A 379-nucleotide genomic window follows, 5' to 3' on the forward strand; every position below is an offset into this window, starting at 1 on the left:
TTCTAAGCCATACAGTTTTTACTCATCATCAATTTGGCATTTCTTAATGGATTATAAAAGAGAGGTATTAATCATTTATGGTGAATTGGATGGAGCAAAAACCAATGATGGAAAGTCAAAAGGATTTTATGAAATTAAGAATGTTACCCAGTATTCTCCAATCCCCTATGAGATAGCCCAAGCATTTAAAAAAATTTCTATGCGGAAAGCTAATTTTAATTTAATAATTGAGAAAAATAAAGATCATTACCTACTAAGAAATATAAAAAAATATAATATTTAAAAAAATATTGATTTTTCAAAAAAGACACACTAGTCTTTAGCGGAATTTTAATCACAATAAACTAGCTATGAATCAAATAGTTAAGAACTTATATAC

Annotated in this window: 1 pseudogene; it reads left to right on the plus strand. The window is 26.1% G+C overall.

Annotated features, from left to right (window positions below):
* A pseudogene (locus HUN22_RS17810) lies at window positions 1-283 on the plus strand (alpha/beta fold hydrolase); the annotation flags it as partial.
* Window positions 284-379 lie beyond the last annotated feature (96 nt).

This window comes from Acinetobacter lactucae, from assembly GCF_013344765.1.
Classification (GTDB): domain Bacteria; phylum Pseudomonadota; class Gammaproteobacteria; order Pseudomonadales; family Moraxellaceae; genus Acinetobacter; species Acinetobacter lactucae_A.